Raw genomic sequence first — 26,256 nt, forward strand, 5'->3', positions numbered from 1 at the left:
GCAGCGTAGGAGGGCGGCGCCCCGGCTCAGGGGCGGTACCGGGTCTGGCCGTGCGGCCCGCCGAACAGCAGCACCTTGTCCGGCGGGACCCGGTACACCCGGGCGCCGCCCTCGGTGGCCCCGCCGGAGGAGCTCAGCTCGACGAACTCGTCGCCGCGCACCGCGAAGTGCCAGTCCTCGCCGTACTTCGCGTACCAGGCGTCGGCCAGCGCCTGCAGCTCCCCGGGGTCGGTGACCCGCACCGCGACGCCCTCGACGACGACGTCGCGCCCGCTGTCCCAGCCGTGCGCGCCGGTGCTGCCGGTGGTCACGGCCACGTGCGGGTTGCCGTCGAGGTTGCGCGCCTTCTGCTCGTCGGCGCCGGTGCAGAAGGCGAACGCGCCGTCGTGCCAGACGCCGACGAGCGGGACCGCGTGCGGCCGGCCGTCCGCGCGGACGGTGGTGATCCAGTAGAGCTGGGCGGCGGTGAGCAGCCGCTCGACGTCGGCCCAGGGTGGCGCGGTCGCCGTGGCGTCACCGTAGCGGGGGTCGATCTGTCCGGTGGTCATGCCCGGTGAGACCGCCGCGGGGCCGGCGGCTCATCGCCCCCGGGTCAGCCCCCGGCGGCGCCGGTGCAGCCGAAGAGGAACGCGGGCGGCACGTTCCACGGCGTCACCCGCGTCCGGACGTCGGCGAACCGGCGGCGCAGCTCGCCGAGCACCAGCGGCGAGTACTGGATCACGACCGCGGTGCCGCCCGGGCGCAGCGCCCGGGGCAGCTGGTCGAGCAGCCGGCGGCGCAGGCCCGCCTCGAGCGAGGTGAACGGCAGCATGGAGACGACGACGTCGGCGCGCTCCCCGTCGAGGAGGCCGTCGAGGTCCTCCGCGGAGCCGCACACGACCTGCAGCCGGGGGTCGTCGAGGCGCTCGGCGAGCCGGCGGGCCAGTTGCGGGTCGATCTCCAGCGCGACCAGCCGGGCGCCCGCGCCGAGCCGGGCGAGGATCTCCCGGGTGGCCACCCCGGTGCCGGCCCCGAGCTCGACGACTAGGCCGGCGGCCGGGACGTCGGCGAGGTCGAGCATGGCGCGGACCGCCGTCCGGGACGTCGGGAGCACCGCCCCCACCTGACGCGGGTTGGTGACGAAGGCGCGCAGCAGCCGCACGCCGTCGCCGAGGGTCTGCGGCACGGGTCCCCTCCTCCGCCGCCCCGGGCGGCGCGGCTGACCGGACCCTGTCACGGATCGCGGCGCGGGACGACCGCTCAGCCGGCCCGGTGGGCGTCGAGCCAGGCCACGACGTCGTCGAGGACCTGCTCCTTCTCCGGCTCGTTGTGCGGCTCGTGGAACAGCCCCTCGTAGACCCGGTGGGTGAGATCGGGCGAGCCCGCGTGCTCGCGGACCACCTCGCTGGCCGCCGGCGCCACCAGCCGGTCGGCGGTGCCGTGGACGACCAGCAGCGGCAGGCGCAGTCCGCGCAGCCGGTCGGGCATCGCCGCGGCGGTCTGCATGAGCGCGGCGCCGGTGCGGGCGACCATCCTGCCGTTGTGGTTGAGCGGGTCGGCCCGGTAGGCGGCCACCACCTCGGGGTCGCGGCTGACCGCCTCGACGTCGAGGGTGAGCACGCCGAGGCCCGGCGCCAGCCGGGCCAGCAGCGGCGCCACCGCCCGCTGCACCGGGGTGGCGGCACTGGTGTCGAGCGCGGGCGCCGAGACGACCGCGCCGACGATGCGCGCGTCCGGCTCGCCGGTCAGGTACTGCAGCGCGATGAGCCCGCCGAGGCTGTGGCCGTAGACGAACACCGGGACGCCGGGGTGCCGGTCGGCGGCGGCGCGGACGGTCTGCGTCACGCCCTCGACGGTGCCCGCCATGCTCCCGATGTCGCCCCGCCGGCCGGGCGACCGGCCGTGGCCGGGGTGGTCGGGCGCGTAGGAGGCGTAGCCGCCGCGGCCGAGCCGCTCGGCCACGTGCGCGTACCGGCCGCCGTGCTCGTGCACGCCGTGCACGAACACGACGACGCCGGCCGGGTCGGGGACGCTCCAGCCCTGCCAGTACTGCCCCGAGGGCAGCGTGCCCTCCCCGTGCCGCACCGCTGTGGTCACGCGTCCTCCCGATCCGTCGCCCGCGCCCGCCCCGGGCGCCGTCGCGCACCGTAGCCCCCGCGGCCGCGCGGGGGCCGAGCGCTAGCGTCCGCCCGGTGACCGCCCGCTCCCGCCGCCTGACGCGCCTCACCGCGCTCGGCCTCGCCGTCGCCCTCGCCCGCCGCGCCCGCACCGTCGCGCCCGTCCCGCCCGGGCTGCGCCGCCCGGACCTCTGGCTGCCGCTGTCGATCGGCTCGCGGGCCGAGCTGCGGATCGGGCGCCGGCTGTTCGGGTCCCGGGTCACCGAGCCGGTGGCCGGGGTGACCGTCACGCGGCACGACGTCCCCGCCGGGCAGGACGTGTTCGTGTACGAGCCGGCGCAGCGCACCGGCGGCGCCCTGCTGTGGGTGCACGGCGGGGGCACGGTCATCGGGCACCCCGAGAGCGACCACGACCTGTGCAGCCGGATGGCCCGCGACCTCGGCGTCGTCGTGGTCAGCGCCCGCTACCGGCTGGCGCCCGAGCACCCGTTCCCCGCCGCGCTCGACGACCTGCTGGCCGCGCTGTGCGAGCTGCACCGCCGGGCCGGGGAGCTCGGCGTGGACCCGGCGCGCGTCGCCGTCGGCGGGGCCAGCGCGGGCGGCGGGCTGGCCGCGGCTCTGGCGCAGCGGGCGCACGACAAGGGCGTTCCCGTCGCCTTCCAGCTGCTCGTCTACCCCATGCTCGACGACCGCACCGTGCTGCGCCGCAGCACCGCCGGCCGCGGCAGGCTCGTGTGGACGCCGCGGTCCAACCGCTGGGCGTGGACCGCCTACCTCGGGCACGCGCCGCGCGCCGACGAGCCCCGCCCCTACGCCGCGCCGGCCCGCCGGCTGGACCTCGCCGGCCTGCCACCGGCGTGGATCGGCGTCGGCGACCTGGACCTGTTCCACGACGAGGACGTCGCCTACGCCCGGCGGCTGCAGGCGGCCGGAGTGCCGGTGCGGCTGCACGTCGAGCCGGGGATGTACCACGCCGCCGAGGTGGAGCTGCAGACCACGGTCGCCCCCATGCGCGCCTTCCAGCAGGCCGCGTTCGACGCCCTCGGCGCCGCGGTCGGTGCCGCGTGACCCAGCAGGACACGGCACCGCGGTTCGCGGCGCCCGCGGGGACGGTCACCGCCCGGCGGTCCGACGGCGTCGTGCGGGCCACCGGGATCCGGTACGCCCGGGCGGAGCGGTTCCGCCCGCCGGTGCCCGAGCCGCCGGCAGCCGGCGTCGTCGACGCGACGGCGTGGTCGCCGGCGTGCCCGCAACCGCCGGCGCCGGAGCTCGAGCTCATGGTCACCGACCCCATGGGCGAGCTCGTCGCCGACGAGGACTGCCTGCGGCTGTCGGTGACCGTCCCGGAGGACGCCTCCCCCGGCGACGAACTGCCGGTGATGGTGTGGGTGCACGGCGGCTCCTACGTCAGCGGCGCCGGCGACGCCCCCGCCTACGACCCCGCGGCGCTCGTGCGCGAGCAGCGGGTGGTCGTCGTCAGCGTCACCTACCGACTCGGGCTGCTCGGCTTCCTCGGCGACGGGGACGGCCGGCCGGCCAACCTGGGCCTGCTCGACCTCGTCGCGGCGCTGCGCTGGGTGCGGGCGAACGTGGCGGCCTTCGGCGGCGACCCGGACGCGGTGACGCTGTTCGGCGAGTCCGCCGGCGGCGACGCGATCGCCCACCTGATGGCGGCCGACGGCGCCCGGGGGCTGTTCCGCCGCGCGGTCGTGTCCAGCGCCCCGCTGGGGCTGTCCCGCGGCCGGGCGCGGATGAGCGCCGCGATGGCCGCCGAGGCCCGCTCGCTGGACGCCGCCGCGCCGGTCGCGGAGGTCGTCGACGCGCAGGCGCAGGTGGCGGCGCGCGCCCGGCGGTACGGGCTGGTCGCCGCGATGCCGTTCGGCACCCAGTACGGCCTCCCGCCGCTGCCGGCCGAGGAGGCGGTCGAGGACGCGTGGGCGGAGGCGGCGCCGGAGGTCGACCTGCTGGTCGGCACCAACAGCCGCGAGGTGGCGCTGTTCGCCGCGCTGCTGCCGCCGGCCGCCCGGCTGGCCCGGGTGCCCGTCGTCGGCCGGCCGCTGGTGGAGGCGGTCGTGCGGGTGCTCACCCGCCGCATCTACGCCCGCGACGCCGCCCGGGCCGCCCGCCGGCACCGCGCGGCCGGCGGCCGGGCGGTGCACTACACGCTCTCCTACGGGACCGGCGCGCTCACCGGGGCGCACGCCGTCGACCTGCCGCTGCTGTTCCCGCACCGGCACACCTGGGAGGCCTCGCCGCTGCTGGCCGGCCTCCCGTGGGACGACGTCGTCGCGGCCGGCCGGGAGGTCCGCCGGGTGTGGGCGCACTTCGCCCGCACCGGCGACGTGCCCGCCGACCCGCCGCCGTTCCTGTCCGTGGACCGGGGCTGAGCGCTCAGCGGGGCTCGGCGGGACTGCCGGTCGGGCCGGGGCCGAGGTCGCGCTGCAGCCAGGCGACGTCGTGCCAGGCGCCGTCCTTCCAGCCGACCCGCCGGTAGGTGCCCACGGGCGCGAAGCCCAGCGCGCGGTGCAGGCCGAGGCTCGCCTCGTTGGGCAGCGCGACGCCGGCCAGCGCGACCCGGTACCCGCGGGCGGCCAGCCGGTCGAGCAGCGCCGTGTACAGCAGCCGCCCCGCGCCGGTGCGCCGCCGGCCGGGCTCGAGGTAGACGCTCACCGTGCACGACCAGCGGTAGGCCTCGCGGGCCATGAACGGCCCGCCGTACGCGTAGCCGCGCACCGCGCCGTCCGCCTCGAGCACCAGCCACGCGTGCCGCTCCTGCGCGGCGGCGATCCGGCGGGCCATCTCCTCCGCCGTCGGCGGCTCGGTCTCGAACGACACGGCGGTGCCGGTGACGTAGGGGGCGTAGACGTCCCGGCAGGCGGCGGCGTCGTCCGGGCCGGCGTCGCGGACGGAGGTCACGCCCGCGACGCTACGGCCGCCGTCGCTCAGGCGGGGGTGAGGACCAGGTCCTCCCGCCACAGCACGGGTTCGCCGCGGCGGTCCTGCTTGGACAGGTACATCGCCTGGTCGGCGCGCTTGGTCAGCGCCGCGGCGTGGAGACCGGGCTCGCCGCAGGCCACGCCGAGGCTGGCCCGCAGCGGCACGGTGCCCGCGGTGATCTCGGCCGGCACCGCCAGCGCCGCCTGGATCCGGGCGCCGAGGGAGGCGGCCGCCGCGGGGCCGTCGACGCCGCGGCTGACGACGAGGAACTCGTCCCCGCCGATCCGCCCGACGATGTCGTCGCGGCGCAGCACGCCGGCCAGCCGCGCGGCCGTGGTCGCCAGCAGCTCGTCGCCGGCGTCGTGGCCGAGGGTGTCGTTGACCGGCTTGAAGTCGTCGAGGTCGACGAAGACCACCGCCGTCGCCCCCGCGTCCGGCCCGGCCAGCGCGGCCTCCAGGACGGCGATGGTGGAGGCGCGGTTGTGGCAGCCGGTCAGCGCGTCGAAGGTCGCCTTGGCGGTGAGCTCCTCGCGCATGCGGGCGCTGTCGGTGACGTCGGAGACGCACACCAGCGCGCCGGGTGCGCCCTCGCGGTCGCTAAGCGCGACCAGGCTCACCGCGCACACCCGGGTCTCCCCGGCCGGGGTGCGGATGCCGACCTCGACCGCGGCGTCCACGCCCTCGCCGAGGACCCGCGCGAGCGCCGCCTCCAGCGCGGCCCGGCCCACCTCGTCCACCCGCGCCGCGACGTCGTCCCAGCCGGTCACCGCGGGCACGCCCAGCAGCACCGGCAGCCGGGAGTTGGTGTGCACGACCTCCCGCTCGGGGGTCAGCTGCGCGATGCCCTGCGGCAGCGCCTCGGTCAGCCGGCGCAGCAGCCGCTCCTGCTGCTGCAGGGCCTCGTGCGCGGCCATCTCGTCGGAGACGTCGCTCATCTGCGTGACGACGACGGCGTCGGCGGGGTCGTCGGCCGCGACGTACTGGTTCTCCAGCTCCAGCCACGCCCACGTGCCGTCGGCGCGGCGGTGCCGCAGCCGCACCCGCTGCGCCTCCTGGCGGGACAGCAGCTCCAGCCAGTTGGCGATCGCCCGCTCCTGGTCGTCGGGGTGGACGAACTCCGAGGAGCGCTGGCCGACCATCTGCGCCGGCGTCCAGCCGAGCATCCGGGTGGCGCGCTCGTCGATCTCGGTGATCACCGCCAGCGACGTCTTGCGGACCGTCGCCGTGCGCGGCCGCCGCGACACCTCCAGCCCCGCCAGCGGCGCGGGCCCGCGGTCGCCGGCGGCCGCGTCGAGCACGTCGAGGGCGCCGAGCAGGACGCCGTGCTGCTCGCGCAGGTCGACGAAGGTGAGCGACAGCGGCACCGCCGGCTCGCCCCGGCCGTGGACGGTGGCCAGGCCGACCCCGTTGGTGCGGGCCCGCTCGAAGGCGGTGACGACGAACATCGCGTCGGCGGGGACGATCGCGTCGAGGAACGTGGTGCGGTCGGCCGGCGGGGTCATCACCCGCTCCGGCGGGACGCCGAGCGAGGCCGGCATCGGGACGAGCACGCCGTCGGAGGCGATCGCGGCCAGCACGGCGTCGGGCAGCCGGAGCAGCGAGGACAGGACGTCCGCGCGCTCGGCCGGCGTCCTCGGGGTGGCGGTCACGTCCTCCCATCGGCGCGGCCGGGCCGGTCCTTGAGCGGCCGGTGTGGTCCAACTCACCCTCCGGGGTCGGCCCTCGGCGTGTCGCCCGGCCGGGTGGCAGCATGGTCGTCCACGGGGCCCGCCGGTCGAGATGCCGGACGGCGGTGCACGCCGACTCCGGGCTCGCCCGGCTGGAGGTGTCGCGGTGCAGTCTGCGGCCAGTCCCACGACCACGACGAGGACCACGACGACGACTCCCCTGCACGCCCGTCTCGACCTCGCGGGCTGGCTGCTCCGCGCCGTCCGCGGCTGGCACGCCCGCGACGACGCCGGCCCGGCGGCGCGCGCGGTCGCCGGCGACCTGGCCGCCGTCCTCCCCGAGGGGTGCAGCGTCGCGGTCACCCTGCTCGGACCCGGGCGCTCCCCCGCGGCCCCGGTCGGCAGCGGCGGCCCGGCCGCCGGGCTCGACGCCGCCCAGCTCCGCCTGTCCGAGGGCCCGCTGTGCGCCGCGCTCGCCGGGACCCCGGCGGGCAGCGCCGACCTCGGCCGGGACCTGCGCTGGCCGGCGCTCGCCGACCGGGCCGCCACCGCCGGTGTCCAGCGCGCCACCTGCCTGCCGCTGGACACCGGCAGCGAGGTCGTCGGGGCGCTCTCGGTGTACGTGGCCGGCCCGGGACCGGGGCCCGACCGCGCGACGCTCACCCCGGTGGCCGGGCACGCCGCGCTGGCGCTGCACACCGTGCGGCGGACCGCGCACCTGACCGTCGCGCTGGACAGCCGGGACGTCATCGGCCAGGCCAAGGGCGTGCTCATGGAGCGCTACCGGATCACCCCCGACGCCGCCTTCGGCATGCTCGTCCGCGCCTCGCAGGACACCGGCCGCAAGGTGCGCGACGTCGCCGGGCTGGTCACCGAGACCGGGGAGGCCCCGGCCGGCGCGCCCGCGGAGGGCCCGCGGTGACCGGCGGCGCGCACGACTTCGTCGTCCTCGACAGCGAGGAGGCGCACGCGCAGGTCGTCGGCGACTTCGTCGCGGACGGGGTGCGCCGCGGCGAGTGCGTCCTGGTCACCGCCCTCGGCGACCGCGAGGAGCGGCTGTGGGCCCGGCTGCGCCGCGCGGGCGTCGTCGGCGAGACCTGGGAGCCGGCCGCCACGACGGCGGTCCGGCTCGTGCCGCCGGACCCGGCCGAGCTGCCCGCGGCGGTCACCGGGGCGCTGTCCGAGGGGTGGCCCGCCGTCCGGTTCACCGGCGCGATCACCACCCCCGGCGTCAACGCGTTCGAGGCCGTCGTCGGCGAGCTGACCGCCCGGCACCCGCTCACCGTGCTGTGCCCCTACTTCCGCGACCTGCTCGAGCCCGGCCAGCACGCGGACCTCACCGCGCTGCACCGCGCGCAGGTCGACGCCACCGCGGAGTACGACGACGGCGTCTTCCGGCTGACCCGGCGCGGCGACCGGCTGCACCTCGCCGGCGAGCTGGACTCGGCCAACGCGGACGCGCTGCGCGCGGTGCTGCAGGCGACGCTGGCCGGGGGCGGCGCGTGGGACCTCAGCGACCTGCGCTTCCTCGACGTCGGGGCGGCCGACTCCCTCGTCGCGGCGGCCGCCGGCCCGCCCGGGCTGACCGTCGTCGGCGCCTCGCGGCTGACCGCCCGGCTGGTCCGCCTGCTGGCCGACCGCTACCCCGACCGCGCGGTGGAGCTGGTGGACGCGACCGCCGAGGGCGCCGGCCGGTGACGGAGCCGGACGCCGCACCGGTGCACCGGTGCGCGTTCCACGCGGGACGGGCGGAGGCCGGCGCGATCGCCGCGGACCTGTGCCGCCGCGCGCTGGCGGCCGGGCGGCCCGTGGTCGCCCACGTGGACGACGACCTCCGGCGGGAGGTGGTGGCGCGGCTGCCCGCCGCCGCCGGGGTCGCGTTCGCGCCGCACCGCGGCCTCGCCGAGCGGTCGCTGCGGTCCCTGCTCGGCGAGTGGACCGGGCGGCGGCCGCCCGGCGGGGACGGCCCGGTCACCGTGCTGTGCCAGCAGGCGTTCCTCCTCGTCCCCGACGGCGGGCTGTGGCACCGGGCCGAGCACGCCACCACCGCGGCGGTCGCCGGCCACGGGCTCGCGGTCACCTGCCTGGTCGACACCGCCGGGGGCGGCCCGCCCGATCGGCTCGCGGTCGCCCGCGCCACGCACCCGGTGCTGTGGTGGGACGGCGGCGACGTCGCCAACCCCGACCTGCGGCCGCCGGCCGGCCCGCCGGCCGGCGACGGCGTCCTCGTCGCCGACCGGCTGGTCGACCCGTCCGCGGGCTCGGACAACCGCCGCTGGTGGGACGCCTGCCTGGCCGCGGCCGGTCTGGCCCGGACGCGGCGGGAGGAGCTGGTGCTCGTGCTGCACGAGGCGGTCGGCACCGCGGCCGTCCTCGACGGCGGCCCGGCCGGCGCGCGGGGCGGCGTCCGGGTCAGGGTGGTCCGGCACGGCGGCACGCTGACCGCCGAGGTCGCCGTCCGCTCCGGCTGCCCGCCGCTGGAGGCGCACGCGGTGCCCGCGGACCGCCGGCTGCTCATGCTGTGGCTGGCCGGGAAGGTCTCCCCCGCGGTGTCGCTGGGCGTGCGGCCGGACGGGACCGGCAGCCGCATCGTGGTCCGGGCGCTGGACCCCGACACCGCCTGACCGCTCCCCGGCGTGTCGCGCACCCCGCCGCGGCGTTCCTCGTTGCTCACCGGGGGTGGTGGACCGATGACCGACAGCGGGGTGGACGAGGGCGCGGTGGACGCGTGCGTGGTGGACCCGCGCCGGCCGGAGCAGGCGCGGGCCTGGGTGCGCGCGGCGGCCGCGGCGCGCGGCTGGCCGCCGGACGTCGTCGAGGAGGTGCTGCTGCTCCTGTCGGAGGTGCTGGTCGCCGACGCGGCGGCGCCCGGCCCGCGGCCGGTGCGCCTGCTCGACGGCGGACCGGGCCTGGAGGTGCGCGTGGCCGGCCGGCTGCCCGGGCCCGGGGACGGCGGCCGGCTCGCCCTCGCCGCGTCCGCGGCCACCGCGGTGCGGATCGAGGCCGGCGACGGCGGCTGGGTGCGCCTGACGGCGGGACCGGGCGGCCCGGCCCCGGCCTGAGCCGGGGCCGGGCGCGGCTCAGGTCGGGAGCAGCCGCCCGAGGACGCCCTTGACCGTGGGGCCCACCCGGTAGGACTGCACCAGCCAGGCGTTGCAGGTGATCACCGCGCCGGCCAGGGCGGGGACGGCGGCCTGGGTGAACCGTTGCCGGGCCTGCCACTTCCGGATCTCCGGCGGGGTGCCCTCGGAGGGCAGCGTGGCGTCCTTGACCTCGAGCCCGCCGTCGGATGCCGCCTGCTCGGCCAGCCGGCCGATCTTCCTGCCGGTGTAGGCGGCGTAGGCGGTGGCGCCGGCGCCCGCGACGGTGAGCGCGGCCTTGAGCGTCCCGACCGTCCCGTACCCCTGCTGCAGGGCCAGCCGCTGGGTGTTCGACCGGGTCAGCTGCAGCCCGGTCACGAGGGTGGCCGCGATCCCGCCCCACTGCGCCGGCGCGAACCGCCCCCACGCGGAGCTCGCCACCCGGACCTTGTCGATGCCCGCGGTCAGGTCGCTGCCGGACTTGTTGACGCCGGCGATGCCCATCACCGAGCCGCCGAACCACAGGGCGGTGCCGAGGTCGTGCACCGCCTGGGTCAGGAAGCGGTCGTCCGGGCTGGTGGTCGTCCTCACGAGTCCTCCCGTCCGGGTGCCGCGCACCCGCTGGACCGTCCGCCCGGGTCCCCGCTGCTGAGGGGGCGGACGTCCGGGGCGGCTACCCGCGCCACGCCGGGGTCACTCCGACGCGCTGGCGGTGTCCCCCTGCGCCTGTTCGCTGCTGGACGGGCCGATCCACACCGTCTTGGCGTTGGTGAACTCGTACATGCCGAGCTCGGTGAGCTCGCGGCCGTAGCCGCTCTGCTTGACCCCGCCGAACGGCAGCTCGGGGTAGCTGGTGACCATCCCGTTGACGAACGCCATGCCGCTCTCGACGTCGCGGATGAACGTGGCCCGCTCCTGCTCGTCCTCGCTCCACAGGTTGGCGCCGAGGCCGTAGGGGTGGCTGTTGGCGATCTCGATGGCCTCCTCGAGGCCGTCGACGGTCCACAGCGCGGCCACCGGGCCGAAGACCTCCTCGGCGTAGAGGTCCATCTCCGGCGTGATGCCGGTGAGCAGCGTCGGCTCGTAGAACCAGCCGGGGCGGTCGGGCCGCTTCCCGCCGACGACGAGAGTCGCGCCCTTGTCGACGGCGTCCTGCACGTACCGCTCGACGTCCTCGCGGCCGGACTCGGTGGCCAGCGGGCCGACCTGGGTGCCGTCCTCCATGGGGTCGCCGACGACGAGGGCGGCCATCTTCTCGCCGAACAGCCGGGTGAACTCCTCGGCGACGTCGGCGTGCACGAAGAACCGCTTGGCCGCGATGCAGCTCTGCCCGTTGTTCTGGCAGCGCGCGGTGACCGCGACCTCGGCGGCGCGGTCGAGGTCGGCCGAGGGCATGACGATGAACGGGTCGCTGCCGCCGAGCTCGAGCACCGTCTTCTTCAGGACGTCCCCGGCGATCGAGGCCACCGACTGCCCGGCGGGGGCGCTGCCGGTGAGGGTGGCGGCGGCGACCCGGTCGTCGCGCAGGACCCGGTCGATGGCCGAGGAGCCGATCAGCAGGGTCTGGAAGACGTCGGCGGGAAAGCCGGCCTCGCGGAACAGCTCCTCCATGTACAGCGCGGTCTGCGGCACGTTGCTGGCGTGCTTGAGCAGCCCGACGTTGCCGGCCATGAGCGCCGGGGCGGCGAAGCGCATCGCCTGCCAGAGCGGGAAGTTCCACGGCATGATCGCCAGCACGACGCCGATCGGCTGGTGCACCAGGTAGGCCTGCTCGGCCCCGACGGCGCCGGCGTCGGCGGGCCTGGGCTCGAGCATCGCCGGGCCGTGCTCGGCGTAGTACCGCAGCGCCTTGGCGCACTTGGCGACCTCGGCCTTCGCCGCGGCCAGCGTCTTGCCCATCTCGGTGACCATGAGCTCGGCGACCTGGTCGGCGTCGCGGTCGAGGACGTCGGCGGCCGCGCGCAGCCAGCCGGCCCGCTCCTCGGGACTCGTCAGCCGGTAGCTGCGGAAGGCTGCCGCGGCGCAGCCGATCCTCTCGTCGAGGGCCTCGTCCGACAGCGGCTCGTAGGTCTTGAGCGTCTCGCCGGTGGCCGGGTTGATGGTGGCGATGGCCATGTCGGTCCCTCCCTCGTCGGCGCGCGGGGCTGCACGCCGTCCCGGGGAGAGCCCCTACCCGTCCCCGGCCTGCTCACGCTCACCCGACCGGGAGGCCGGCCAGCCCGGCGACCAGGCCGAGCACGGCGCACACGCCGAGGGTGCGCAGCACCGACCACCGGACGCGGAAGAGCAGCACCGCCGCCACGGCGGCGATCGCGAGCGGCACCCAGCGCAGCGTCGAGGGGTCGGGCAGCTCGAGGGCCAGCGGCCCGGCGTCGACCTCGGTGGTCCCGGAGAACAGCGTGTGGACGGCGAAGTAGACGCCCAGGTTCGCGATGACCCCCACGACGGCGGCGGTGATGCCGGTGAGCGCCGCCGACAGCGACCGGTTGCCGCGCAGCCGCTCCATGTAGGGGGCGCCGAGCAGGACGAACAGGAAGCTCGGCACGAAGGTCACCCAGGTGACCAGCAGCGAGGCGAGGACGGCCGCCACCCACGGGTCCAGGTCCCCGGAGGCCCGGTACGCGCCGAGGAACGCGACGAACTGGACCACCATGATCAGCGGCCCGGGCGTGGTCTCGGCCAGCGCCAGCCCGCGCACCATCTCCCGCGGGGTCAGCCAGCCGTAGACCTCGACCGCCTGCTGGGCGACGTAGGCCAGGACCGCGTAGGCGCCGCCGAAGGTCACCACCGCGGCACCGGAGAAGAACAGGCCCTGCTGGGTGAGGACGCTGCCCCCGCCGGTCAGGACGGCGACCGCCGCGACGGGCAGCCCCCAGACGAGCAGCCCGACCAGCAGCACCCGGACGGCGCGCCGCGCGCTGGGCGCCTCGTGGTGCAGGACGTCGTCGGAGACGACCGGCGGCGGGCCGGCGTCGGGCCCCTCGGCGGCCTTCTCCTGGGGCAGCGCGGACGGCCGCCACCGGCCGAGGGCCCAGCCGGCGACCCCCGCGAGGGCGACGACGACCGGAAACGGCACGCCGAAGAGCGCGAGCGCGAGGAAGGCCAGGACCGCCAGGACGACCAGCGCGCGGCTGTCGAGCGCCTTCTTCCCGACGCGGACGACCGCCTGGACGACGATCGCCAGCACCGCGGCGGCCAGACCGGTGAAGACGGCGGTGATCGCGGTGGTGTCCCCGAACGCGACGTAGACCGCCGAGAGCGCCAGCAGCGCGAGCACGCCGGGCAGCACGAACAGGCCGCCGGCGGCCAGGCCGCCGCGGGTGCCGTGCAGCAGCCACCCGACGTAGGTGGCCAGTTGCTGGGCCTCGGGGCCGGGCAACAGGGTGCAGTAGTTCAGCGCGTGCAGGAACCGGCGCTGGCCGATCCACCGCCGCTCGTCGACCAGCTCCCGCTGCATGACCGCGATCTGGCCCGCCGGACCGCCGAACGTCTGCAGCGAGACGAGGAACCAGGCGCGCACCGCCTCGCGGAAGGACGGGTAGGCCGTGGCGGGCGCCACCGTCGGCCCGGCGGGGGTCGGGTCGGTCATCAGGGGCTCCGTCGGGTCAGGCCGGCTCACGGCCGAGCAGCAGGCGGCGGCGGGTGTACTCGTAGAGGCCGTCGAACAGCGGGCCGGAGACGGCCAGGGTGCGCTCGTCGTCGCCGGTCATCGACAGACCGCGGAGCAGGACGTCGAGGCCGGGCGCCTCGGGGGCGTCGAACCGGCCGTCGTCCAGGTCGGCCTCGTGCACGATCTCGCCGATCCGCTCGAGCACCGGGTCGTCGAGCCCGTGGACGCGCAGGATCGTCTCGAAGGAGCAGTCGCCGCCGACGTGGCCCAGCGCCACGCCGCGCATGTCGAACGGGGTGGCGTCGGCCGGGACCTCGGCGGGGCCGGCGACGAAGAGGAACTCGGCGTCCGGGTCGACGAACCGGCGGATCAGCCAGGCGCAGGCGGCGCGGTCGACGTGGATCCCGGCGCGGGTCGCCCACCTCACGGCCGGACCCCCCGCCCGGCGGCGACCGGCTCGCCGGCCGCGGTCGCCAGGGCGTGCAGCGCCGCACCGGCGGCGTCCCGCTCGGGCGGGGGGAAGAAGTCCCGCCGCCCGACGGCCCGCCACTCCCCCCGCAGCCGCCGCAGCGCGCGGGCGCGCTCGGCCGGCGGTTCCCCGATCGCCGCGGCGCACTGCGCCGCCAGCTCGCGGTACTCCTCCGCCCGGGCGGCGGCCATGCCGGCCGCCAGCCCGCGCTCCTGCGCGGCGGTCGCCGGGTGCGCGGTCCAGATGCCGGCGCTGCCACCGGCGGCCAGGACGTCGTCGGCGAGCCACTCGAGCGCCTCCCGCGTGCGGGCGTCGGCCGGCAGCGCCACCACGCCGTCGGCCAGCTGGGCGACGCCGAGCCGGCGCAGCCGCCGCCACAGCGTCGTCCGCGGACCCGAGGGCTCCCGCGGCAGGCGGTAGGACAGCAGCACCCACTCGCCGGTCTCCGTCACGGCGCCGATGCAACCACGGTTGCACTCCCGCGTCCAGCGTCAGGCCGCAGGGGCGAGGAGGGGCGGCCGGACGGTGATCTCGGTGCCGTCCGGTCGATAGGTGCGCCATCGGCCGGTCGGATGTCGTTCGACGCGGAAGCCGTGGTGGACCTTCGTGTGGTGGCGTTCGCACAGCAGGGCTGAGTTGTCGAGGCCGGTCTCGCCGCCGTCGATCCAGTGCACGAGGTGGTGGACGTCGCACCACCAGGTCGGGGCGTCGCAGCCGGCGAACACGCAGCCGCCGTCGCGGAGTTCGACGGCTCGGCGCAGGTGACGGTCGGCCAGCCGTCGCTCCCGGCCCAGGTCCAGTGGTGCGCCGTCGGGCGCGAACACCACCCGCGACACCGCCCCGTCGCAGGCCAGCCACCGCGCCCGGGCGGCGGAGATGGTGGCCCCGAACCCCATCCGCCCGGCGTTGGGGCTGTCGTTGGAGTCGACCAGGTCCGCCAGATCAATCACGACGGCGATCTGCGGCTTGTGCCCGCGCAGCAGAGGCAGCGATCCCGACGCCAGGACGTTGTCGCACAGTTGCACCAGGGCGTCGCCGAGGCGCTGGGCGCGGGTGCGGTCGTCGCCGGCGGGGCGGTCGGCCTGCACGTGCGCCTCCAGGGCGGTCTGCAGCCTCTCCCCACCGACCGCGTCCAGATGGCCGCGGAAGGACAGCGACCCGTCGGCGTGCCTGGCCAGCGTCAGTGACCGGCCCTCGGTGGGGTCCGGCTCGGGGCCGTCGGGGTCGAGGTCGGTGCAGTAGTGCTGCACCACCTGCACCAGGTCGGCGTGCGCGCGCTCGACCGCGACACCGGTGAGGACCGCGTCGATCACGGCCAGGTCCACCCCGGCGGCCGCGGCGGCGACCAAGCGCTCGGGTGTCATCGCCTTCGCCGCGACGGCGACCTGCTCGGCCGACACCAGACCGGCGTCGTGCGCCTCGGCCAGCGCCGGCAGGTGCTCCAGCGCCCGCCCGTTGCGCACCAGCCGGGAGGCCTCCGGGACCGAGAGCCGGCAGTGCCCGCGCAGCCACGAGGCCATCGACCTCAGGCCGTCCCGCTCCGGCGCCTGCTCCAGCTCGGCGGCACGCACCGCGCGGGCCAGCCGTGCGTCGATCCGGTTGCGCTCGGCGACCAGCGCGGCGACGTCGTCGAGGACGTCACCGCTACCCGGCTCACCCGAACGCATGTACGAAGTGTAGTGGCTCCGGCGACCTCTCGCAGCACGAATACCCAGGTCAGGAGCCTGTCCACAGATCCGGTGCATCCCTTGACGACACCGTGCCGATGAGTCCACGACCGCTTCGGGGTCCCCCCTGCATGACCCTCGTCATCGGCGACATCACCGTCTCCCTCGACGGCTTCGTGAGCGGCTCCGGCGACGGCGTCGAGGCCCTCCACGCCTGGGCGCTGCGCAGCGACCACCCCGTCGACCGCGGCGTCCTGGAGCGGCACGCGGCCGCGAGTGGCGCCGTCGTCATGGGCCGGCGCACCTTCGACGACGTCGACCGGGGCTGGACCGACGGGATGGGCTACGGCGCCGCCGTCGACGCCCGGCCGCCGTTCTTCGTCGTCACCGGCAGCCCGCCGGAGCGCCACCGGCTCGCGGCCACCCACGACTTCACCTTCGTGACCGAGGGGTCGGCGGCGGCCCTGGACCGGGCGAGGGAGGCCGCCGGCGACCGGGACGTCTTCGTCATGGGCGGCGGCGCGCTGGTCGGCTCCTGCCTGCGCGACGGGCTGCTCGACGAGCTCCGCCTGCACCTCGCGCCCGAGGTGCTCGGCACCGGCACCCCGCTGTTCACCGGCGCCGGCCCGCACCGGCTGGAGCAGGTCGCCGTCGAGGTGTCGCCGGTGTGCACGCACCTGACCTACCGCGTGCACCGCTGACCTCAGGGGCGGCGGGAGCGGAAGTCGCCGCGGCCGGTGTCGCGGCGCCAGTCGTCGAAGGACTCGCCGGTCAGCTCCTCGAGCAGCGCGACGTCGGGCAGCAGCGGCGCCAGGACCTCGCGCCGCACCTCCACCGGCATCGGCGGCCGCGGGGCCCGCTGCGCGTGCAGCGCGGCCAGCAGCGGCCGGGACACCTGCCGCCACACCCGCGGCGGGGCGTACGCGCCGAGCGCCGCACCGGCGCGGGCCACCCGCGCCAGCGCCCGGTAGCGGGCGGTGTCGGCGACGAAGGGCTTCACGTTCTCCGGCGCCACGGTGTGCGCCACCCCCTCCTCGACGCCGAGGAAGGCGCTCACCCGGTCCAGCGTCTCGCGCGGGGAGTCGACCAGCTGCCGGTACCGCAGCAGGAGCACCTGCTCGCGGGGCAGGACGGAGTACAGGTCGCGCAGCTGCTCGCCGTAGCGGCCGAGCCCGCGGTAGTGCCAGAACGGCGTCCAGCCGGCGGCGACCCGGGACTCCTCGCGCTCGACGGCGGTGGCGAAGTCGGCCTCGGGCTCCAGCCCGTCGGCGCGCAGGTGCACCCAGTTCGACCAGGCGCGGTCCACCGGGTCCCGCACGATCGCGATGACGCGGACCCCCGGGACGTCGGCGGCCAGCCGCCGGTGCGCCGCGCGGTCGTACAGGTAGAACGGCGTGCTCTCGCCGCGAACCGTCCCGGGCGGGGCGCCGTCGAACAGCCGCAGGTAGTCCGCGCGGCGCCAGACCCACTCGCGGGCGCTGTGCGCGTCGCCCGGTCCGCGCTGGCCACTGCGCGCGGGCGGGCCGCCGTCGGTCAGGTAGTACTTCGGCTCCTTGACCGGGGACAGGTACAGCCCCGGGTGGGTGGCCAGCGCGGCGTGCAGCGCCGTGGTCCCGGCCTTCGGCGCCCCGGCCAGCAAGAACTGCGGCAGCCGGTCGGCGTCGGTGCTCATCGGTCCCCTCCCTGCCCGCGGCGGCCCGCGGTGTACACACGGGGAGGCCCGCCCCCTCCCCCGAACGGAGCCGCCGCGTGACCGCGTCCGCGCCCCGCCCGCCGGCGCCCGACCGCTTCTGGTCCGACGCCGAGGTCGTCGTCGAGCCCGAGGACCCGCGCCCGGGCTCGTGGGCCGGCGGCCCGTCGGCCCAGCTCGTCGACGGCACGTGGTGGCTGGCCTACCGGCTGCGCCGCCCGGTCGGCGAGGGCCGCGGCTTCGGCAACGTGGTGGCCCGCTCCGACGACGGCGTGCGCTTCGAGCCGGTGGTCGCGATCGGCAAGGAGCGCTTCGGCGCCGAGTCGCTGGAGCGCCCGGCGCTGGTGCACACCCCCGACGGCCGCTGGCGGCTCTACGTCAGCTGCGCGACGCCGGGCACGAAGCACTGGCGGGTCGACCTGCTCGAGGCGGACACCGTGGAGGGGCTGGCCACCGCGCAGCCGCGCACGGTGCTGCCCGGCGACGCCGCCACGGCACCCAAGGACCCGGTGGTCCGCTGGGACGGCGACCGGTGGCACCTGTGGGCCTCGGTGCACCCGCTCGACGACCCCGGCGCCACCGACCGCATGACCACCGAGCACGCCACCAGCCCCGACGGCGTCGCCTGGACCTGGCGCGGCACCGCCCTCGCCGGCACCGAGGGGAGCTGGGACGCCCGCGGCGTGCGGTTCACCGCGGTGGTGCTCGACGGCTCGCGCACCTGGGCGCTCTACGACGGCCGGGCCACCGCGGAGGAGAACTGGGAGGAGCGGACGGGCCTCGCCGAGCACGACGGCGAGCTCGGCTTCCGCGCCGCCGCGGGCGGGCCGTACCTGCAGAGCCCGCACGCGCCGCACGGGCTGCGCTACGCCGACGTCGTCGCGCTGCCCGGCGGCGGGGCGCGCTGGTTCTACGAGGCCACCCGCGCCGACGGCGCCCACGAGCTGCGCACCGTCGTCCTCCCCGCCTGACCGGTCCGGCCGCGTGCTCGACACGCGGTAATCCCTACCAGACCGATGGACTTGACAGGGTTTGACCGGCGGGGTCGGATGGTCGGCGTGGCACCCGCCCTGACGCTCACCCGCCGGTCCGCCGTGGACCTGCTGCGGGTGGCCAGCGCGCTGTGTCCGGCCGCCTGAGCGCCCGACCGCCCCTCGCCACCCTCCGCGCCGCCCCGCCCGGGTCCCGGCGCGCCCTGCTCAGGAGAACCCGTGACCCCCCTGCTGCCCCCTGCCGACCTCGCCCCGCGCACCGCCCCCGCCCGCAGCACCACCGCCCGCACCACCTCCGCCGCCGCCCTGGCCGCCGCGCTGCTCGCCGTCGCCGACGAGTGGCTGCCCCGCGTCGAGTACCGCGAGGGCAGCCGCTGGACCGGCCTGCTCCCGGCCGACGACGCCGCCGGCCTGGTCGACCCCTCCCTGCACGCCGACCTCGCCGACGCCCAGGTGTGGCTGCTGACCTGGCTGCCCGGCCAGGGCACCCCGCTGCACGACCACGGGGGCTCGGCCGGCGCGTTCGCCGTCGTCGGCGGGGTGCTCACCGAGGACGTCGTCGGCGGGCGCCCCGGCGCCGTGCGGGAGGCGGCCACCGAACTGTGGGCCGGCCGGGTGCGGCCGTTCGGCCCCCACCACGTGCACCGGGTGACCAACCGCGGGACAGTGCCCGCCGTGAGCGTGCACGCGTACACCCCGCGCCTGTCCCTGATGACCAGCTACCGCCTCGAGCACGGCACCCTGCTGCGCACCGGCACCGAGAAGGCGGGCGTCGACTGGTGACCGGCCGTCCGCCCGGCGCGAGGAGCGTCGACCAGCTGCTGGAGGAGGCGCGCTCGCGGATCACGCGGGCGACGCCGGAGGAGGCCGCGCGGCGGGTCGCCGACGGCGCGGTGCTCGTCGACATCCGCCCACAGTCGCAGCGCGAGGCCGACGGCGAGGTGCCCGGCGCGCTCGTCGTCGAGCGCAACCACCTGGAGTGGCGGTTCGACCCGGAGAGCGACGCGCGGGTGCCGCAGGCCACCGGGTACGACGTCGACGTCGTCGTGCTGTGCCAGGAGGGCTACACCTCCAGCCTGGCCGCCGACGCGCTGCGCTCGCTCGGCCTGGCGCGGGCCAGCGACGTGATCGGCGGGCACCGCGCGTGGGTGGCGGCGGGGCTGCCGACCACCCCCTAGACCGGTCCGGGGACGGCGGCGCGCGACGGAGGCCGCCGCCGTCCCCGGACCACCGCGGTCAGGTCTTGCTCTTGCCCTGGGCGCTGGAGTGCTCGTGCCGGTCGTCGCCCTTCCTCACGTGCTTCGTCTGCTTCGAGGCGCCGGTGGTCACGCCGGCCGCGCTGGGCGACTCGCCGTGCCGCTTGGCCTCCTGCACGGCCGAGCGCTGGGCGTCGGCGTCGTTCTTCTTGCTCATGGCGACCGGTTACCCGACGGCGCCGTCCGCCACGCCGGTGAGCACGCGGAAGGTCCGCTCCGCCATGAGGCCGGCGCCGAGGTCCCGCTCCGCCCGCGCCCGGGCCCGCGCGCCGAGCTCGGCCCGCCGCGCCGGGTCGGTGAGCAGGCCGTGCAGCGCCGCGGCCAGCGCGCCGGCGTCGTCGACCGGCACGACGACGACGTCCTCCCGCAGCGCGCGCCGCACCCGGCCGACGTCGGTGCTCACGCACGGCAGCCCCTCGGCCATCGCCTCCAGCAGCACCAGCGGTCCGGCCTCCACCCGCGAGGACACCACGAACAGGTCCAGGCCGCCGAGGAACGCGCGGTGGTCGTCCACCCAGCCCGGGAACGCGACCGGCAGGCCGTCGGCCGCGGCGCGCAGGGCGTCGCCGTCGCGGCCGGCGCCGCCGACCACCGCCTCGAACGGCACGTCGAGCCGGCGCAGCGCGGCGAGCAGGACGTCGAAGCCCTTCTGCGCGGTCAGCCGGCCGAACGCGCCGATCCGCGGCACCGCGTTGCCGGCCGGGCCGGCGGGGTCGGGCGGCACGTCGACGCCGTTGGGCACGACGTGCGCCCGCGCCGGGTCGACGCCGAGGTCGGCCACCACCTGCAGGCGGCCCTCCTCCGAGGGGCTGACCACCGCGCCCATCCGCCGGTAGAGCGCGGACAGCACGCCGCGCTCCTCCCCGCCGCGGGTGTCGCCGACCAGGTGCAGCACCCCGACGGTGGGCGCCACCTGCTGCGCGGCGGCCACCGCGGCGAGGTTGGACGCGGGGTCGACGAGGTTGACCACCACGACGTCGGGGCGCTGGGCGGCCAGCGCCGCCCGGGTGCGCGGCGCCGCGGCGGTGTGCCGGGTCAGCGGGACGACGGTGCGCTCGACGTCGAGGTGCGCGAAGCCGTCCGCCACCGGCTCGGCGCACACCAGCGACGCCGTCCAGCCGTTGTCGGCCGCGCGGCGCAGGTGGTGCGTCAGCCACACCTCCGCCCCGCCCCAGCCACTCGAGTCCGCGACGAACGAGACCCTCACGAGGCGGCCAGCTCGAGCGCGGCACCGGCCACCGCGGACGGCGAGACGGTCAGCGCGCAGCGGAACTCGATCGGGCAGGCCAGGTGCGGGCACGGCGCGCACGCCACCGCCGGGGTCAGCGCGCGGTGCCGGGGGCCCGGGTGCGCCCACCGGACCGGGTCGCCGGGCAGGAAGACGGTGACGCTGCGGGCGCCGACGGCCGCGGCCAGGTGCGCGGAGCCGGTGTCGTTGCCGACCAGCACCGCGCTGTCGCGCAGCAGCGCGGCCAGCCCGCCGAGGCTGGTGGCGCCGGTGAGGTCGACCGCGGGGGCGCGCATCGCCGCGACCACCCGGGCGGAGATCTCCCGCTCGCCGGCCACCCCGGTGACGACGACGTCGAGCCCCTCGGCGGCCAGCGCGTCGCCCACGGCGGCGTACCGCTCGACCGGCCAGCGCCGGGTGGGCGCCGACGCCCCCGGGTGCAGGACGGCGTAGCGCCCGGGCTCGAGCCCCGCGGCCGCGAGCGTGGCGGCGTGCCCGGTCTCGTCGTCGGCGGTGAGCGGGAAGCCCATGCGGGCGTCGCCGCCGGGCGGCAGGCCCAGGTGCTCCAGCAGCGCCACGTGCCGCGCGGCCTCGTGCAGGTCCAGCGGGTAGCGCAGGTGCAGCGCACCGGGGCCCGGCGGCGGGTCCCAGCCGGTGGGGGCGAAGCCGCCGGTGAGCCGGGCGCCCAGGGCGGCGGTCACCCGGTTGGCGGCCGGCCGGTCGCCGTAGGCCTGCAGCGCCAGGTCGAACCGGCGCTCCCGCGCCGCGGCGGTGAACGCCGCCCACCCGGCGCGGTCGACCGGGCCGTCGGGGATGCCGGGGGCGCCGGGGAACGGCAGCAGCGCCACGGGGACGCCGAGGCGCTCGACCACCGGCGCCATGCGGCCGAAGGTGACCAGCGTGACCTCGACGTCGGGCCGGGCGGCGCGCAGCCGGCGCAGCGCGGGGACGGTGCACAGCAGGTCGCCCAGGCCCACCCGCAGCCGGACCAGGGCCAGGCGTCGGACGGCGGGGTCGGCGAGGGGCGCGGTCACCAGCGCCCACTGCCCCGCCGCACCAGCCGTGTAACGCAACTCCATGACGCCCAACCGACGGGTGCCGCCGCTTCGTGGTGCACTACGGGCTCGCCCGCCCACCTGCTTCCCGCCGTCGCCGGAGGTCCCCTGCGTGTCCCGCCCCGCTGCCGCCCTGCACGTGCTGCGCCTGTGCAGCGTGTTCGAACCGCCGGCGGCCCGGCCGGCCACGGCGCCGGGGGCGCTGCCCGGGGAGCTGGACGCCCGCGCGGCGCGGTTCGACCCGATCGGCGGGATGCAGAACCACACGGCCACGCTCACCCGCTGCCTCGACGCGGCCGGCGTCACGCAGACCGTGGTGACCGCGCGGCTGGCCGGCCCGCGCGGGACGACGTCGCCGGGGCGCGGCGCCCGGGTGTCCCGCACCGGGCTGCCGGTGCCGCGGTTGCGGCAGCTGTGGGCGCTGTGCGGGCTGCCGGCGGTGCTGCGCGCCGGCCGCCGGGCGCCGGTCGACGTCGTGCACGCCCACCAGGGCGAGGACCTCGCCACGCTGCCGCTGGCCCGGCTGGCCGCGCGGGTGCACCGCGCCCCGCTGGTGGTCACCGTGCACTGCAGCGTCGGGCACACGCTGACGGGCCGGGGGCCGAAGGTGCGGCTGCTGCGGGCCCTCGGCGGCTGGATCGAGCGCAGCACCTTCCGGCGCGCCGACGCCGTCGTCGTCCTCACCGGGCGGACCGCGGCGGCCCTGCGCGCGGACGGCGTGCCCGCCGACCGGCTGTCCACCATCCCCTCCGGCTTCGACCCGGCGCTGTTCTCCGGCGGCACCCCCGACGTGTTCCCCGGGGTGGCGCGCCCGCGGATCGGGTACGTCGGCCGGCTCGCGCCGCAGAAGGACCCCGCCACGCTGGTGCGCGCGTTCGGGCGGATGCGCGAGGAGGCGTCGCTGGTCGTCGTCGGCGACGGGCCCGACCGGGCGCTGGTGCACCGGCTGGCCGCCGAGAGCCCCGCGGCCGGCCGGATCACCCTGGCCGGCTTCGTCGAGCACGCCCGCGTGCCCGCGGTCCTGGCCTCCCTCGACGTGCTCGTGCTCCCCTCGGCCTACGAGGAGATGGGCTCGGTGCTCACCGAGGCGATGGCCGCGGGCCTGCCGGTCGTCGCCAGCGACGTCGGCGGCATCCCCGAGGTGGTGCAGGACGGGCGCGCCGGGCTGCTCGTGCCGCCCGGCGACGTCGGCGCGCTGGCCGCCGCGCTGGACCGGGTGGCCGGCGACGACCTGCTGCGCGCCCGGCTGGCCGCCGGCGCCCGCGCCCGCTCGGCGGCGTACGGGTGGCCGGCGCTGTCGGCGCGGGTGGCCGCCGTCTACGACCGGGTGCTGGGCGTCGACTCCGACCTCGAGCCCGCCGCGTGACCCCGCGGGTCGCCGTCCTGGTCCCGGTGCACGACCAGGCGGCGTTCCTGCCCCGGGCGCTGGAGTCGCTGCTGGCCCAGGAGGAGACGGCGTGGGAGGCGGTGGTCGTCGACGACGGGTCCCGCGAGCCGGTCACCGTCCCCGCCGACCCCCGGCTGCGGCTGGTGCGCACCGACGACAACCGCGGCCTGGGCGCGGCGCTCAACCGGGCGCTGGACGAGACCACCGCCCCGGTCGTCGCCTACCTGCCCGCCGACGACGTCTGGTTCCCCGCGCACCTCGCCACGCTGCTCGACGCCCTGGCCGACGACGGCGTGGTGCTGGCCCGCGCCGACCTCGACGAGCCGGCCGATCCCCCGTACGCCCAGCTGGTGCAGGTGGCCCACCGGCGCACCGGCGACCGCTGGACCGAGCGCGCCGGGCTGGAGACCGACGACCTCGACCGGCTGATGTGGTCGCGGGTGGCCGCCCGCGGGACGACGACCGGCACCGGCCGGGTCACCTGCGCGTGGACGCGGCACCCGGGCCAGCGGTCGCGGGCGATCCGCGAGTCGTCCGACGGCGGCCTCAACGTGTTCCGCAGCCGCTACCGGGTGGCCGGGCCGCTGCGGTTCGCCTCCACCGACGGCGGGGCGACCGACGAGGTCGCCCGGTACGCGCGGTATCGGGAGCGGGTGCACCCGCCGTCGCCGGACGGGCTGCGGGTCCTGGTGGTCGGCGAGCTCGCGTTCAACCCCGAGCGGGTGCTGGCGCTGGCCGAGCGCGGGCACTCCCTCACCGGCCTGTGGACGACCGACGGGCTCGGCGACTCCACCGTCGGGCCGCTGCCGTTCGGGCACGTCCCCGACCTCGACCGCGACCGCTGGCGGGACGGTGTCCGCGCGCTCGCCCCCGACGTCGTGTGGGCGCAGCTCAACTGGCGGGCGGTGCCGTTCGCGCACGCCGTCCGGCAGGCGTTCCCCGACCTGCCGTTCGTGTGGCACTTCAAGGAGGCGCCGCAGCGCAGCGTCGTCCGCGGGGAGTGGCCGCTGCTGGCCGACCTGGTCTGCGGCGCCGACGCCTGCCTGTTCGCCACCGAGGAGGAGCGCGACTGGTTCGCCCTCGCGCTGGCCGGCCGGGTCGACCCCGCGCGGCTCGGCGTCCTCGACGGCGACCTGCCCAAGCGCGACTGGCTCGACGCGCCGTTCTCCCCCCGGCTCTCCGACGCCGACGGGCAGCCGCACGCCGTCCTCGCCGGCCGGCCCTCGGGGCTGGACCTGGACTGGGTGCTGGCGCTGGCCGACCGCGGCGTGCACACCCACCTGTACGGGCAGGTCCGGGCGCCGGGGGCGAAGGGCTCGTGGACCGGCTGGCTGGACGAGGCACTCGCCCGCGCGCCGGGGTGCGTGCACGTGCACCCCGCCGTCGGGCCGGAGGACTCGGTGCGCGAGCTGTCCCGCTACGACGCCGGCTGGCTGCACCGCTTCGACTCGGCCAACGGCGGCGACCTGCGCCGGGCCAGCTGGGACGACCTCAACTCCCCCGCCCGGCTGCCGGTGTACCTGGCCGCGGGGCTGCCGCTGCTGCAGCAGGCCAACCCCGGCTCGCTGGTCTCGGTGGAGCGGGTGCTGCGCGCCGACGGGACGGGGCTGTTCTACCGCTCCGCCGACGACGTCGCCGCGGCCCTGCACGCCGAGCTCGGGACGCGGGCGGGGAACGCCGCCGCCGTGGTCGCGCGGGAACGGCACGTCTTCGACGCGCACGCCGACCGCCTGGTGGGCCTGTTCCGCTCCATCGCCCGGTAGAACCGTCGGACCCCGCTCCTACCGTCGGCGCCGTGACGGGTGAGCTGCGCTGGGCGGTCACCGACGGGCCGGACGGCACCGCGGCCGTCGAGCTGCCCCGCGACGACGACGACGCGTGGCGCCTGGAGCAGCAGGCCCGCGGCGGCTTCTGGTGCGCGCGCGAGGCCGGCGGCTGCGGCGGCCGGCTCGAGGTCGCGCACGGGCCGCGGCCCGCGTTCCGGCACGTGGGGTCCGCCGCCTGCGGGTTCGCCCGGCGCGGTTCCGCGGCCGGCCCCGCCTACGACGCGCTGCGCTACCGCCGCCCGCTGACCGCATGGCTCACCGGCCAGGGGCACGAGGCCCGGGTGGTGCGGGCGCCCGACCCGGGCGGCCACCCCGGTCTGCACGTCGTCGTGCCCGGCGCGGGTGTCCTCGAGGTCCAGCTCGCCCCGCTGGCCGACGACGCCTGGCGGGAGCGGGACGACGTGCTGCGGCGCGTGGACGGGCGGGTCACCTGGCTGCACGGTCCCGACGCCGAGGTGTCCGCGGCCGCCGAGGCGCGGGTGCGCGGCGCCGCGCTCGTGGTGCGCCGGCACGACCGCGGCCTGATGGTCGGCGTCCGGGACGCCGGCGCGGCGGTCCGCTGGGTGCGGCTGGCCGCCTGCCGGCTGACCGCCGACGGGCTGGACGTGCCCGGCCTCGCCGACGCCCGCGCCCGGCACGCGCGGCGCACCGCCGAGCGGGAGGCGGCCGCCCGGCGGGCGGGCCGGGCCGCGCGCGGCGCGGAGCGGCCCGGCTTCGAGCAGCTGACCTTCCCCGTCGCGGAGCGGGAGGCGCCGGGCCGGGAGGTGGCGGTCTAGGACGCCTCGGCGCGCGGCGGCTCCTCCGGCTCCCGGTCGGCCCGGTCACGACCCGGCAGACGCAGCACCGGCAGGTGCAGGTGCGGCAGGTGCCGCGGCAGCGGGACGTGCGGGTGCGGCAGCCGGTCCACCAGGCCGGCCGGCAGCCGCACGTGCGGCAGGTGCAGGGAGCCCCGGCGCGGCTCCTCGGGCTCCTGCGGCCGCGCCCGGCCGAGGGCCGCCGTCCAGGCGCTGCGCGCCCTCGCCGCCTGCGCCCGCGCCGCGGCCTGGGCCGCGCGGTGGTCCCGCTCCCAGCGGGCGGTGTTGCTGCGTGCCATCGCGGTGACCAGCGCGGTCAGCACGACGAACCCGACGACGCTGACGACAGCCCAGCCCATGGCGGCCCTCCCCTGGACCGCGCCGCACAGCCCGGGAGCCCGGCGTCCGCGGCGGTGACCGCAGGATCCCGCCGCCCCGGTTCCGCGACAAGTCGGTCCGCGCGCCCCGCCGCGCGACACGCTGACACGACCCTCCCGGCCCC

General features: G+C 77.9%; 30 protein-coding genes. 14 read left to right on the forward strand and 16 right to left on the reverse strand.

Annotated elements, in window-relative coordinates; genetic code table 11:
* Window positions 1–26: 26 nt before the first annotated feature.
* From ACI79B_RS12280 to ACI79B_RS12290, 3 genes are all read right to left on the reverse strand, one after another.
* Window positions 27–548, reverse strand: coding sequence for a pyridoxamine 5'-phosphate oxidase family protein (locus ACI79B_RS12280; RefSeq protein ID WP_456927859.1), 522 nt, complete (start codon window positions 546–548; stop codon window positions 27–29).
* A 44-nt stretch (window positions 549–592) separates the two neighbouring features.
* Window positions 593–1,165, reverse strand: coding sequence for a class I SAM-dependent methyltransferase (locus tag ACI79B_RS12285; protein ID WP_456927860.1), 573 nt, complete (start codon window positions 1,163–1,165; stop codon window positions 593–595).
* A 74-nt stretch (window positions 1,166–1,239) separates the two neighbouring features.
* Complete coding sequence (locus ACI79B_RS12290) at window positions 1,240–2,076, reverse strand: alpha/beta hydrolase (RefSeq protein WP_456927861.1); 837 nt, start codon at window positions 2,074–2,076, stop codon at window positions 1,240–1,242.
* 95 nt (window positions 2,077–2,171) lie between these two features.
* On the opposite strand from ACI79B_RS12290, the gene ACI79B_RS12295 reads away from it, so the two are divergent.
* Together ACI79B_RS12295 and ACI79B_RS12300 are read left to right on the forward strand one after the other, a co-directional pair.
* Window positions 2,172–3,164 carry an alpha/beta hydrolase gene (locus ACI79B_RS12295; protein WP_456927862.1) on the forward strand — a complete coding sequence of 331 codons (993 nt, stop codon included), beginning with the start codon at window positions 2,172–2,174 and terminating at the stop codon, window positions 3,162–3,164.
* Window positions 3,161–4,483: a carboxylesterase family protein gene (locus tag ACI79B_RS12300; RefSeq protein ID WP_456927863.1), complete on the forward strand. Its 1,323-nt coding sequence runs from the start codon at window positions 3,161–3,163 to the stop codon at window positions 4,481–4,483. The genes ACI79B_RS12295 and ACI79B_RS12300 overlap by 4 nt, the downstream gene beginning before the upstream one ends.
* Window positions 4,484–4,487: 4 nt before the next feature.
* Here the strand turns inward: ACI79B_RS12300 and ACI79B_RS12305 are convergent, their stop codons facing one another.
* Together ACI79B_RS12305 and ACI79B_RS12310 are read right to left on the reverse strand one after the other, a co-directional pair.
* Window positions 4,488–5,012, reverse strand: a complete 525-nt coding sequence (locus ACI79B_RS12305) for an N-acetyltransferase family protein (RefSeq protein ID WP_456927864.1) — start codon at window positions 5,010–5,012, stop codon at window positions 4,488–4,490.
* A 26-nt stretch (window positions 5,013–5,038) separates the two neighbouring features.
* Window positions 5,039–6,682 carry a diguanylate cyclase gene (locus ACI79B_RS12310; RefSeq protein WP_456927865.1) on the reverse strand — a complete coding sequence of 548 codons (1,644 nt, stop codon included), beginning with the start codon at window positions 6,680–6,682 and terminating at the stop codon, window positions 5,039–5,041.
* 184 nt (window positions 6,683–6,866) lie between these two features.
* Here ACI79B_RS12310 and ACI79B_RS12315 point away from each other — a divergent pair, with 184 nt between their 5' ends.
* The 4 genes from ACI79B_RS12315 to ACI79B_RS12330 all read left to right on the forward strand — a co-directional run bounded on the left by ACI79B_RS12315 (window position 6,867) and on the right by ACI79B_RS12330 (window position 9,762).
* Window positions 6,867–7,622, forward strand: a complete 756-nt coding sequence (locus ACI79B_RS12315; protein ID WP_456927867.1) for a GAF and ANTAR domain-containing protein — start codon at window positions 6,867–6,869, stop codon at window positions 7,620–7,622.
* Entirely contained in the window at window positions 7,619–8,398 is a 780-nt protein-coding gene (locus tag ACI79B_RS12320; protein WP_456927868.1) for an MEDS domain-containing protein, read from the forward strand. Before ACI79B_RS12315 ends, ACI79B_RS12320 begins: the two co-directional genes overlap by 4 nt.
* Complete coding sequence (locus tag ACI79B_RS12325; RefSeq protein WP_456927869.1) at window positions 8,395–9,324, forward strand: hypothetical protein; 930 nt, start codon at window positions 8,395–8,397, stop codon at window positions 9,322–9,324. The genes ACI79B_RS12320 and ACI79B_RS12325 overlap by 4 nt, the downstream gene beginning before the upstream one ends.
* A gap of 66 nt (window positions 9,325–9,390) precedes the next feature.
* The gene (locus ACI79B_RS12330; RefSeq protein ID WP_456927870.1) at window positions 9,391–9,762 is read left to right on the forward strand and encodes a hypothetical protein; all 372 of its coding nucleotides are present in this window, start codon (window positions 9,391–9,393) and stop codon (window positions 9,760–9,762) included.
* A gap of 18 nt (window positions 9,763–9,780) precedes the next feature.
* On the opposite strand, the gene ACI79B_RS12335 is transcribed toward ACI79B_RS12330, so the two are convergent.
* The 6 genes from ACI79B_RS12335 to ACI79B_RS12360 all read right to left on the reverse strand — a co-directional run bounded on the left by ACI79B_RS12335 (window position 9,781) and on the right by ACI79B_RS12360 (window position 15,526).
* Window positions 9,781–10,371: a hypothetical protein gene (locus ACI79B_RS12335; RefSeq protein WP_456927871.1), complete on the reverse strand. Its 591-nt coding sequence runs from the start codon at window positions 10,369–10,371 to the stop codon at window positions 9,781–9,783.
* Between the two features lie 102 nt (window positions 10,372–10,473).
* Window positions 10,474–11,895 carry an NADP-dependent succinic semialdehyde dehydrogenase gene (locus ACI79B_RS12340; protein ID WP_456927872.1) on the reverse strand — a complete coding sequence of 474 codons (1,422 nt, stop codon included), beginning with the start codon at window positions 11,893–11,895 and terminating at the stop codon, window positions 10,474–10,476.
* 79 nt (window positions 11,896–11,974) lie between these two features.
* A complete protein-coding gene (chrA, locus tag ACI79B_RS12345) occupies window positions 11,975–13,369 on the reverse strand; it encodes a chromate efflux transporter (protein ID WP_456927873.1) in 1,395 nt (464 codons plus the stop codon).
* 16 nt (window positions 13,370–13,385) lie between these two features.
* Window positions 13,386–13,817 (reverse strand): chromate resistance protein ChrB domain-containing protein, encoded by a 432-nt coding sequence (locus ACI79B_RS12350; protein ID WP_456927874.1) that lies wholly within the window; start codon window positions 13,815–13,817, stop codon window positions 13,386–13,388.
* The gene (locus ACI79B_RS12355) at window positions 13,814–14,311 is read right to left on the reverse strand and encodes a Chromate resistance protein ChrB (protein ID WP_456927876.1); all 498 of its coding nucleotides are present in this window, start codon (window positions 14,309–14,311) and stop codon (window positions 13,814–13,816) included. Before ACI79B_RS12355 ends, ACI79B_RS12350 begins: the two co-directional genes overlap by 4 nt.
* Before the next feature lie 39 nt (window positions 14,312–14,350).
* Entirely contained in the window at window positions 14,351–15,526 is a 1,176-nt protein-coding gene (locus ACI79B_RS12360) for a DUF222 domain-containing protein (RefSeq protein ID WP_456927877.1), read from the reverse strand.
* Between the two features lie 131 nt (window positions 15,527–15,657).
* Here ACI79B_RS12360 and ACI79B_RS12365 point away from each other — a divergent pair, with 131 nt between their 5' ends.
* Entirely contained in the window at window positions 15,658–16,227 is a 570-nt protein-coding gene (locus ACI79B_RS12365) for a dihydrofolate reductase family protein (RefSeq protein WP_456927878.1), read from the forward strand.
* A gap of 2 nt (window positions 16,228–16,229) precedes the next feature.
* Here the strand turns inward: ACI79B_RS12365 and ACI79B_RS12370 are convergent, their stop codons facing one another.
* Window positions 16,230–17,198 carry a sulfotransferase family protein gene (locus ACI79B_RS12370; RefSeq protein WP_456927879.1) on the reverse strand — a complete coding sequence of 323 codons (969 nt, stop codon included), beginning with the start codon at window positions 17,196–17,198 and terminating at the stop codon, window positions 16,230–16,232.
* Window positions 17,199–17,275: 77 nt separating this feature from the next.
* On the opposite strand from ACI79B_RS12370, the gene ACI79B_RS12375 reads away from it, so the two are divergent.
* The 4 genes from ACI79B_RS12375 to ACI79B_RS12390 all read left to right on the forward strand — a co-directional run bounded on the left by ACI79B_RS12375 (window position 17,276) and on the right by ACI79B_RS12390 (window position 19,386).
* A complete protein-coding gene (locus tag ACI79B_RS12375) occupies window positions 17,276–18,187 on the forward strand; it encodes a hypothetical protein (RefSeq protein WP_456927880.1) in 912 nt (303 codons plus the stop codon).
* Between the two features lie 78 nt (window positions 18,188–18,265).
* Window positions 18,266–18,355, forward strand: coding sequence for a putative leader peptide (locus ACI79B_RS12380; RefSeq protein ID WP_456927881.1), 90 nt, complete (start codon window positions 18,266–18,268; stop codon window positions 18,353–18,355).
* A 72-nt stretch (window positions 18,356–18,427) separates the two neighbouring features.
* On the forward strand, window positions 18,428–18,991 hold the full coding sequence (locus ACI79B_RS12385; RefSeq protein ID WP_456927882.1) for a cysteine dioxygenase: 564 nt from the start codon (window positions 18,428–18,430) through the stop codon (window positions 18,989–18,991).
* Window positions 18,988–19,386 carry a rhodanese-like domain-containing protein gene (locus ACI79B_RS12390; RefSeq protein WP_456927883.1) on the forward strand — a complete coding sequence of 133 codons (399 nt, stop codon included), beginning with the start codon at window positions 18,988–18,990 and terminating at the stop codon, window positions 19,384–19,386. Before ACI79B_RS12385 ends, ACI79B_RS12390 begins: the two co-directional genes overlap by 4 nt.
* Window positions 19,387–19,444: 58 nt before the next feature.
* Here ACI79B_RS12390 and ACI79B_RS12395 read toward each other — a convergent pair whose 3' ends face one another.
* Genes ACI79B_RS12395 through ACI79B_RS12405 form a run of 3 tightly spaced genes read right to left on the reverse strand, consistent with a single transcriptional unit; the run spans window position 19,445 to window position 21,771 of the window.
* A complete protein-coding gene (locus ACI79B_RS12395; protein WP_456927884.1) occupies window positions 19,445–19,621 on the reverse strand; it encodes a hypothetical protein in 177 nt (58 codons plus the stop codon).
* A 9-nt stretch (window positions 19,622–19,630) separates the two neighbouring features.
* Complete coding sequence (locus ACI79B_RS12400) at window positions 19,631–20,671, reverse strand: glycosyltransferase (protein WP_456927885.1); 1,041 nt, start codon at window positions 20,669–20,671, stop codon at window positions 19,631–19,633.
* On the reverse strand, window positions 20,668–21,771 hold the full coding sequence (locus tag ACI79B_RS12405; RefSeq protein WP_456927886.1) for a glycosyltransferase family 9 protein: 1,104 nt from the start codon (window positions 21,769–21,771) through the stop codon (window positions 20,668–20,670). The genes ACI79B_RS12400 and ACI79B_RS12405 overlap by 4 nt, the downstream gene beginning before the upstream one ends.
* Window positions 21,772–21,859: 88 nt before the next feature.
* On the opposite strand from ACI79B_RS12405, the gene ACI79B_RS12410 reads away from it, so the two are divergent.
* Genes ACI79B_RS12410 through ACI79B_RS12420 form a run of 3 tightly spaced genes read left to right on the forward strand, consistent with a single transcriptional unit; the run spans window position 21,860 to window position 25,736 of the window.
* The gene (locus tag ACI79B_RS12410) at window positions 21,860–23,113 is read left to right on the forward strand and encodes a glycosyltransferase (RefSeq protein ID WP_456927887.1); all 1,254 of its coding nucleotides are present in this window, start codon (window positions 21,860–21,862) and stop codon (window positions 23,111–23,113) included.
* Window positions 23,110–24,897, forward strand: coding sequence for a glycosyltransferase (locus ACI79B_RS12415; protein ID WP_456927888.1), 1,788 nt, complete (start codon window positions 23,110–23,112; stop codon window positions 24,895–24,897). The genes ACI79B_RS12410 and ACI79B_RS12415 overlap by 4 nt, the downstream gene beginning before the upstream one ends.
* Window positions 24,898–24,929: 32 nt before the next feature.
* Window positions 24,930–25,736 carry a hypothetical protein gene (locus tag ACI79B_RS12420; protein WP_456927889.1) on the forward strand — a complete coding sequence of 269 codons (807 nt, stop codon included), beginning with the start codon at window positions 24,930–24,932 and terminating at the stop codon, window positions 25,734–25,736.
* Here the strand turns inward: ACI79B_RS12420 and ACI79B_RS12425 are convergent.
* Window positions 25,733–26,113, reverse strand: a complete 381-nt coding sequence (locus ACI79B_RS12425) for a hypothetical protein (protein ID WP_456927890.1) — start codon at window positions 26,111–26,113, stop codon at window positions 25,733–25,735. The two genes, ACI79B_RS12420 and ACI79B_RS12425, sit on opposite strands and share 4 nt — an antisense overlap.
* Window positions 26,114–26,256 lie beyond the last annotated feature (143 nt).

The sequence above is a fragment of the Geodermatophilus sp. SYSU D00879 genome (genome assembly GCF_054050375.1).